This is a genomic window from Viridibacillus arenosi, from assembly GCF_001955655.1.
In the GTDB taxonomy this organism is placed as follows: Bacteria; Bacillota; Bacilli; order Bacillales_A; family Planococcaceae; genus Viridibacillus; species Viridibacillus arenosi.
Window position 1 is genome coordinate 1 of the sequence record NZ_MSPW01000025.1, and the last position, 8,111, is coordinate 8,111.

10 protein-coding genes are annotated in these 8,111 nt (G+C 33.3%); 9 read left to right on the forward strand and 1 reads right to left on the reverse strand.

The annotated features are described in order from the left end of the window. From BK137_RS22535 to BK137_RS21290, 9 genes are all read left to right on the forward strand, one after another. Positions 1 to 218: hypothetical protein (locus BK137_RS22535; RefSeq protein WP_218642298.1), on the forward strand; the 218-nt coding region annotated here is incomplete at its 5' end. Beyond that, a complete protein-coding gene (locus BK137_RS21255; protein ID WP_038179332.1) occupies positions 169 to 930 on the forward strand; it encodes a ParA family protein in 762 nt (253 codons plus the stop codon). The genes BK137_RS22535 and BK137_RS21255, both read left to right, overlap by 50 nt. Then, complete coding sequence (locus BK137_RS21260; RefSeq protein WP_038179335.1) at positions 920 to 1,213, forward strand: hypothetical protein; 294 nt, start codon at positions 920 to 922, stop codon at positions 1,211 to 1,213. Before BK137_RS21255 ends, BK137_RS21260 begins: the two co-directional genes overlap by 11 nt. A gap of 529 nt (positions 1,214 to 1,742) precedes the next feature. Next, positions 1,743 to 2,723: a helix-turn-helix domain-containing protein gene (locus tag BK137_RS21265; protein ID WP_038179337.1), complete on the forward strand. Its 981-nt coding sequence runs from the start codon at positions 1,743 to 1,745 to the stop codon at positions 2,721 to 2,723. 99 nt (positions 2,724 to 2,822) lie between these two features. Continuing rightward, entirely contained in the window at positions 2,823 to 3,389 is a 567-nt protein-coding gene (locus BK137_RS21270) for a helix-turn-helix domain-containing protein (protein ID WP_038179339.1), read from the forward strand. 64 nt (positions 3,390 to 3,453) lie between these two features. Further along, positions 3,454 to 3,735, forward strand: coding sequence for a DUF5839 family protein (locus BK137_RS21275; RefSeq protein ID WP_038179341.1), 282 nt, complete (start codon positions 3,454 to 3,456; stop codon positions 3,733 to 3,735). A 396-nt stretch (positions 3,736 to 4,131) separates the two neighbouring features. Then, positions 4,132 to 5,316 (forward strand): BC_2427 family protein, encoded by a 1,185-nt coding sequence (locus BK137_RS21280; RefSeq protein ID WP_038179343.1) that lies wholly within the window; start codon positions 4,132 to 4,134, stop codon positions 5,314 to 5,316. Positions 5,317 to 5,575: 259 nt separating this feature from the next. Continuing rightward, entirely contained in the window at positions 5,576 to 6,322 is a 747-nt protein-coding gene (locus tag BK137_RS21285; protein WP_038179344.1) for a CsxC family protein, read from the forward strand. A 200-nt stretch (positions 6,323 to 6,522) separates the two neighbouring features. Continuing rightward, positions 6,523 to 7,077, forward strand: coding sequence for a site-specific integrase (locus BK137_RS21290; RefSeq protein WP_038179346.1), 555 nt, complete (start codon positions 6,523 to 6,525; stop codon positions 7,075 to 7,077). 314 nt (positions 7,078 to 7,391) lie between these two features. On the opposite strand, the gene BK137_RS21295 is transcribed toward BK137_RS21290, so the two are convergent. Then, entirely contained in the window at positions 7,392 to 7,724 is a 333-nt protein-coding gene (locus BK137_RS21295; RefSeq protein ID WP_038179348.1) for a site-specific integrase, read from the reverse strand. Positions 7,725 to 8,111: the final 387 nt, after the last annotated feature.

Here is an 8,111-nt window from a genome sequence, read left to right on the forward strand (position 1 = left end):
CCCCTATAGAGTCTGGAGCGTCTGTGGTTAGTGTTTTTGAGCATCCTATGGGTGCTTTTATTTATGTTATCGGTTTTTCTAAGGTTCGTTTCTTTATACATACCTGTATTTACGGTTTTACAGTTTCTTGCTTGTGTTGTTTACTATTATTAAAGGATGGTGATTTGAATGTTAGCAAAAGTTATTACATTTTCTTTGCAGAAAGGTGGAGTTGGTAAAACAACAACTTGTGGTCTTACTGCATATTTGTTAGGTCAGAGGGGTTATAAAGTTTTGGCGATTGATATGGATAGTCAGGGAAATTTAACTCAATTGGTGAGTGGTTATGATGATTTAGAAGTGTTTTATCACGAGACAATCAAAGAGGCAATGGAGAATGGGGATATAGATCCATATATTAAAGTTGCTACTGATAATATTGATTATGTACCAGCTGACGATTATTTAGTATTGATTGCAGATTATAGAGGTCCAAAAAGTAAAATTCAATTGCTTAAAGAAGTTATTGAAAGTGTAAAAGACCAGTATGATTATATTTTAATTGATACACCACCTAATCTTAGTATTCAAACAGTTAATGCTTTGATGGCTAGTGATTATGTAGTGATGATGTTTGAAACGGCTAAATTTAGTTATAATGCTCTTCCTAGATTTATGGAAACAATTGAGGGTGCGAAAGAAAATGGCAATGATACATTACAAATAGCTGGGATTCTTGCTACATTATCTGATGCGAGACGAATTGATAATAAAGAGTTATTGCAATTGGTACGTGAAGAATATAAGGATTTGATATTTGATACAGTTATTTCAAGACGTGCAGCTATTGGGAGATTACCTGTATACGGTATTATTAATAATCCAGAAATTAGAGCTGCAACGGAACAACATAGAAATTTCATAGAGGAGTTGTTGAGTCGTGTCAATTAAAGATAAATATAATAAAAATCCCAAAGAAGCACCTAAATCAAAAGGTAATAGGGACGTTGTAAGTAAGTTATTACAACAAGATAATGAAAAAATACAGGAAATTGCAAATACAGATATACAGGTTTCTGTAAATGCAGTTGAACGTAAAATTAAGAAGGCGACATTTGAATTGGATGCTGATCTGCACAAACGTTTACGCGCAGCAGCAGCATTGGAGGAATGTACAATGTTAGATATTGTAGATGTTGCATTGAAAGAATATCTTGATAAGTTAAATCGTTAAGCAAGTAATTTTATATTTATAGTGAATTAAAGAATCAACTTTGCGAATGCAACAAAGGAGATAGTGGATCAGATCCATAAAGAATTAGGGCATGGAAAAATCGGTGGAAACTAGCAATGCGGTATATAAGTATTGACAAAGATAAGGATTTGAAAAAAATGAATTGTAAGTGGGGGGGGAATTGGGACATGTATATAGAGGTAAAATGTGCCGAGTAAGGATAATAATTGTTTCCAATTCGAAGTAGTAATGTTACTATTTATGTAACTTAATTGAACGAAATCAAAAAAGTCAGCATCAATAACAGGACTGCAATCCTGTTATTGACCGCCAGATCACATATAGGGTGTGATTGACGTTGCTAACTTCTTGAATCAATTCATATGTCATTATTTTATATGATGAATATCAATTTATCAAGGAAGTTTTCTTATATCAATTTAATTATTGTCATTAAGAAGAAGCATAGTCATTCACTACACAGTGTTTGATTATGCTTTTTTGTTTTCTTAAAAGGGAGAAGATAACAATGACAACTAACAGTACACTAACAGCAACTCAACAGAGAACACAATTTTACATGACCTACAGCGGAAATAAACCGAAACGATCTGTAAAAGAAAATCGTTTAAAACAACTAGAAGAAGATTTGCTGCAACAAAATATATTTATGGATGAACTATTTCCACAAAAACAATTCTTAGTATTAGAACAGATCGCATTCTGGTTGTCTGCTAATGGCTTATGTAAAGTTGGAACTGATACGCTTGAAGAAAAGCTTGGAGTATCAGTTAGAACGGTTAGAAATGCTATTAAAGCTATTAAAACAACGAATCAATTTGTAGTTGGCCGTTTGAGATCGGCTAAATCAAATTGTGGTAAATACGTCATTGTAGATAAGAAACATGAGAATTTCAAATCGATTATGAGGGAAGTTTTCTTGTTGTCAGAAGCATCTATTGCACAATTAAACGCACAGCAAGATGCACAACAGAAAATGTTTAAAGACATTGATATGTCTACGTTTGAACAAGAAAATAAGAGTCCTAACCTTTATTTATCTTTAAATAATTCAAAACAAGCTAATAATAAATATATTCATAGTTTTAATTTGTTAGAAACACTTAAAGAAGAAGTGGAATCTCAACAACCGATAACCTCCGAAGAACAACGTACATTGCTTTTAACGTACACAGACAACGAGTATCAGCATTTGTTTTTCGATTTCATACAATCTATGCCCTATCCTTCTATCGTTCGTGAAAACGCCTATAAACTGGCTTTAAGAGTAGGTTCAGATACAGATGTAAAACGATTCATTGCAGCTAAAGAAGTAATTCATCATATTTCAATGGATATGGAGTATAACCATTTTGATAATGTAGTAGCTGTTTTTACAACTGCATTATTAAATAGATTAGAATATCCTTCAATTCAACCAGTTAAACTAGCAAATCAGCACGTTAGAAAAACAAAAAAAGGTGTATTTTATAATTGGCTAGAAGAATAATAGTGACTAGCTTATTTTGCTATGCTTGAGATTGTCTTTGAGAGTGTTTGACAATAAAAATGTAAGGTTACAACTGGTTTGAAAAGGAGTGATCGGACTATGAATGCTAGTGATGTAGCAAGTATATTGAACGTATCAGCACCTTCTTTACGAGCTTATTCGCAATTATTGGAGCAAAACGGTTATAAAATACATAAAAATGCAAATAAACAGCGTCAATATAACGAACATGATATTGATATACTCAGCGCTATGCTAGCGCTTAAAAATCGCGGTGAATTATCGCTTAAAGAAGCTGCAATAAAGGTTTCAAGCGCTGACTTTTCGCCTTCAAGCGTTGTTCAATCAATCGCCGAGCGCAAGCGCGATGAACAAAGCGCGATGACCGTTGAGCCCTTTGATAATGAGCTTTATCGCATATTAGAGCTTATGAGCGATGAGATGGTAGCGATGCGTGCTGAAAATAAGGCGCTAAATGAGCGATTAGTAGGGTTAGAAAGCAAGCAGGATGCTACTTTAAAAGCGATTGAATCGGATAACGAAGGTAATGAACAAATGAACGAACTTATGAATGAAATTAAGAAGCTCAATGCAAAAATAGAATCTTTAGAAGAACAAAGTCAACAAAAGAAACCTTCTTTGCTAGCAAGATTGTTTAAAAAATAATCGGTGTATAAAATCGATTGTTACATTGAATTGGCAAAGGGTGAATTATACTAGGGGGATGGCTATGTTTGAAAATAATACAATAACAGGATTTCATATTAAAAGTTCTATGGAAGAGACAATTATGCAATTAAATACTACCCAATTATATAATTGGCATATCCCTAAAATGTTACGTAATGAGAGTATTCAACAGGGGGATATCGTTTTAGTTCATTCTAAAAACAATGTAGCACGAGTATTAGTTATGAATGTTTCTCGAGAAGAATTAGAAGAGACTGGAAAACGTTATAAACGTGTAGTTAAGATTTTGGAAAGAGCACCAAAGAAAGTTGAACAATGTTAAGAGAATTTAACTGAAGTGAAAAAAAGAAGCATTAAACCTTTGTTTAATACTCCTTTTTAATCGTATGAATCAGCTCATGACAGGTGAGCAAAAAACAATGATGCAAAGTATTGTAGATAACCGTAGCGTAAATGGGAAAGCCGACTATGACATTTTAAGTGGATTGGATAAGTCGTATCGTAGTATAACGAAACAAAAGAGATAATGGATCAGGTCCATATTTCAAATATTAAAAAGCTTAATTTCTCAGCATTTAAATTGAGGAATTAGGCTTTTTGTTGTTCCGTTCACCATAATCAATTGCTAAATTGAAGACAATCCTTCATCACCAGGAACCAAAAAAGCCAAGAAGCATAAATAAATAGATAAAAGCCTATTTTTATGGGAGTGGATGGAATGGATACTCCATTGATTTTCTACAATGAATTAAAGCGGATTCAATTCCAGCAACAAAATAGTTATAAGACTCAAACTGACCAGGAATTATATCAACATCAAAATAATGATAATGATAATGAAAATGAATCAGTACATACCAAATCCCTTAAAGAATCAATTGAATTTGATGATTCAGAGAAAGATTCTTTATGTGAAAAAAAAGATGATTGTGAGAAATCATTAAATAACATAAAAATCCCCTCAAAACGCATATTACCAAAAATCAAATGCCGTCATTTTAAAAAGAATACAAATAATTTTAAATTTCAACAAAGAAAGTTAGAGACATTGCAGGCTAATTCAATAAGTGATAACAGAACTATTAAAACAGAATCTGTGGCAGATATCGAAGAACAGGAAATAAAAAAAAAGAGAATAGAAGATAAAGAAGAACATAATGTAACTCCACCTTCTAATTTTGGGAATATCTATTCAAAAGAGAATATAATTCCATTTACTATATTTGTTGACATTAACGATTTTCTCCGTAGACCCATTGGAGGTGATATCATTCAGCAATCTGCACTATTCCTCGAAGGTGATGATCAGACACAACAATCAGAAAGTCATTCACAGTTTATTCATACAGAATTATCTTACCCTGAGCCAGTGAAATATAGGTTAGTTCGTTCAAAAATTAATGAAATTATTAGTTTTACTACTGAAAATGAAATGCATCATGCAGAGAAACGGATATATGAAACGGTTGCTAATTCAATCCATATGCCTTCACAAAAAAAGAAGGGGAAACCAGAATGTACACATAATCATATAGAGGTAAGAGTCCCTGTAGTAGTAGGAGAGTATGAAATTGAAATAAATATGAGCAATCAAGTTTTCTTTGAACAGGAAGTTCTTGGTTTTAAAGAAATCTCCAGAAATGTTGAATTAATAAATTTTAAATTTACTCCTGTTCAATATGGCAAATCATTAGGTAATGGGACATGTACGATATGTAAAGGGAAAGTAGCGTTGGAAGGGGAAATTCTTCAAAGATTTAAGTATTCAGCTAATACAAATCACAATAAAAATGCAGCACAAAAGCAAAAGAAAAATCGACTTCACCAAAGAATGGTACTTAATTTAATCGTTCATCTTTCACAAATACAGAAAATTAAGGCTACCTTATATGATGAAGAATAGTAGTTAAATGCATCGATTTTTATAACACGAGATGGGATTATTATTGATACAAATGTTTAAATGAATAAACTATGATATATCTCATCTTTGTAGGTTGATATAAATAATAATAATTAGTTTCTCTATTTATGTTTAGTAAATAACCCCAGCTAAAAATGAACATAATGACTATTCTACTAGCCTATTTAAAAATATTTAGTCCACATATTTTATTATAAGAGTTTGAAAAAGCTCAAAAAATAGCAAAAGAGGTGAGTAAATGAAAAAATGTAATTGCAACCAGCAACAAGAATCATGCGCAGTACCGTCAACGCAACAAATTCCGGTGTCTGATGATGCAGTATTAAATGATACGACAGTAAGTACGCCAATTTTGAAAGTCCCGGTTGTACTTGTAGAAAGATCACTTCAAGTTGTTGTAGAGACAGATATTTCACTTGATCCACCAGCAACAGAGATTAAACGTGTAACAAAGAATGTCTTTTTAAATCAAGTGAAGCTCATTCCTGTAAAATTTGATCAAATTGGAAGCACAGACTACTTTGAAGTAACGAAAGCAAAATTATTTATATCAGGGTTTATTCGGAAAAATATTGAGTATTCTTCAGATGATTGTCAAGGTGTATTACAAGATCGAATTGTTGAAGTACCGTTTTCTGGATTCGCTGAGATTACAGCAAATGAATTCTTAAGCAAACCTATTATTGGTATTTCTGATAGTAACAAAGCATATTTCTTAAACGACACTAATGGTGAAGTACCTCGATTGGATAAATATTTCTTCCAAAATTCTGTGAAATACAACGAACAACCATATGGGGAATTAATAGGTGCTAATTTCTTTGAACTTGATTTCTCTCCAGTTACTGTTGAACCACAAGGTGAGTTTGGAACAATACGTGAAAAAATCGTTATGGATGTTTTTGTTAAAGTGTTACAAGTTCAACAACATCGTGTAGGTACATTGAGAATTATACCAAATTTGGATACTGGTCTTGAATGTTAAATTGAACACACAATTTAATATAAACAAAATTATGTGATTATCTCCTCAATCATAAGAAGTTGAGGAAATTTTTTATGTAATAAAAAACGTATGAAAATGTATATTTTCATACGTTTTTTCTGCGGTTTTACGGGGTTCTTCCTTTCGTGATACACTAACATACATCAAATGTACGATATTGGATGAAATGAGGGGTTGAGATGGCCAAAGAAAAGAACGTGCAGCCATTGCGCACGAAGGCAGAAATTGTGGATTTCCGGTGGGCACTGTCTAAGTATGCGCGCGCTCGAGATCTGTTTTTATTTAACCTCGGGATTAACCTTGGGCTGAGAGTGAGTGATCTGGTCCCATTGAAAGTGGAAGATGTACGAGGGAAAACGCATTTGGTGATTACCGAGCAAAAGACGAAGAAAACGAAACGCTTTTTGATTCCACGGGCCACAAGAGAGTTGATCGAGTCGTATACACGCTATTTGAGCCCATCTGCGTGGTTGTTTCCCAGTCAGAAAGGAAACGGCCATATTTCCACCACACAAGCGTACAGGGTCCTACAAAAGGCGGCAGAAGCGCTTGGACGAGAGGATATCGGTACACATACCATGCGCAAAACGTTTGGGTATCATCATTACAAGCAACACAAGGATGTGGCAGTGTTACAGCAGCTGTTTAATCATTCAGCACCATCGATTACGATGCAGTATATAGGGGTCACGGAAGATGAAGTGGATGCGACGATGGAGGATTTTTCTTTATAGATTTTGATTAGATAACCTAGACGGAAATTTACCATTGTGATTATTTATTGCATCGGTTACAAAAAAAATGAGTCGTTGAAAGATAATATTGTAGACATGAAATTTGATGATATACCGAATTTTTTTCAACTCATGGAAGAAGAAAATAAGGTTTAATATAAGAGGTTATACATATCTCTTTAGACAGTAAAAAGGTCAAAAAAGCAAATTTGCTTTTTTGACCTTTTTTTAATTTTTTAGAGTTTCGTTAAGGAAACTAAATTTATTCATGTATATTGGATCTTTTAATTCATTTAACATTTTTATAGATATCTCTATAGGATAATTTTTTTTATCATTTTCTTCTCCCATCGATTCTTTCCATGCCCTAATTCTTTATGAATCCGATCCATTGCCTCTTTTGTTGCGTTATACAACGTTTTATCCGTTTCACTTAAAATGCCGTAGTCGGCTTTCCGATTTATGCTGCAGTTATCTATAATCCTTTGCATCATTGTTTTTTGCTCAGCTGTCATGAGCTGATCCATACGATTTCTTGCATATGCATGGCGAAATCCATGTGCACCTCGGCCAGCCTGATCAATCCCTGTTTTCTTACAAGCCACATTAATACCGTCTCGAATCGTTGAGTACGATACATTGACCACTCGTTCTTTGTCACCTTTTCCTTGAAGTAACTGTTCTAGACGTTTTTCAAAATGACGAGGGATATGGATTTCTCTTTGTCGTCCACCCTTCGTAATCCCTGCACCATACTAGCAATGCGTTATATGGGAGATTGATTACTAAATATGAAAATTTGTACAAGTTTGATTTGACTACGAGATATATGAAGAATTGAGGTTTGTAAAGAAAAATACATAAAACCGTAAATACATAAAACTGTATATACAGTTTTATGTATTTACGGTAATAATGTTTTTTAGAAACAATAACCCCTATAGAGTCTGGAGCGTCTGTGGTTAGTGTTTTTGAGCATCCTATGGGTGCTTTTATTTATGTTATCGGTTTTTCTAAGGTTCGTTTCTTTATAC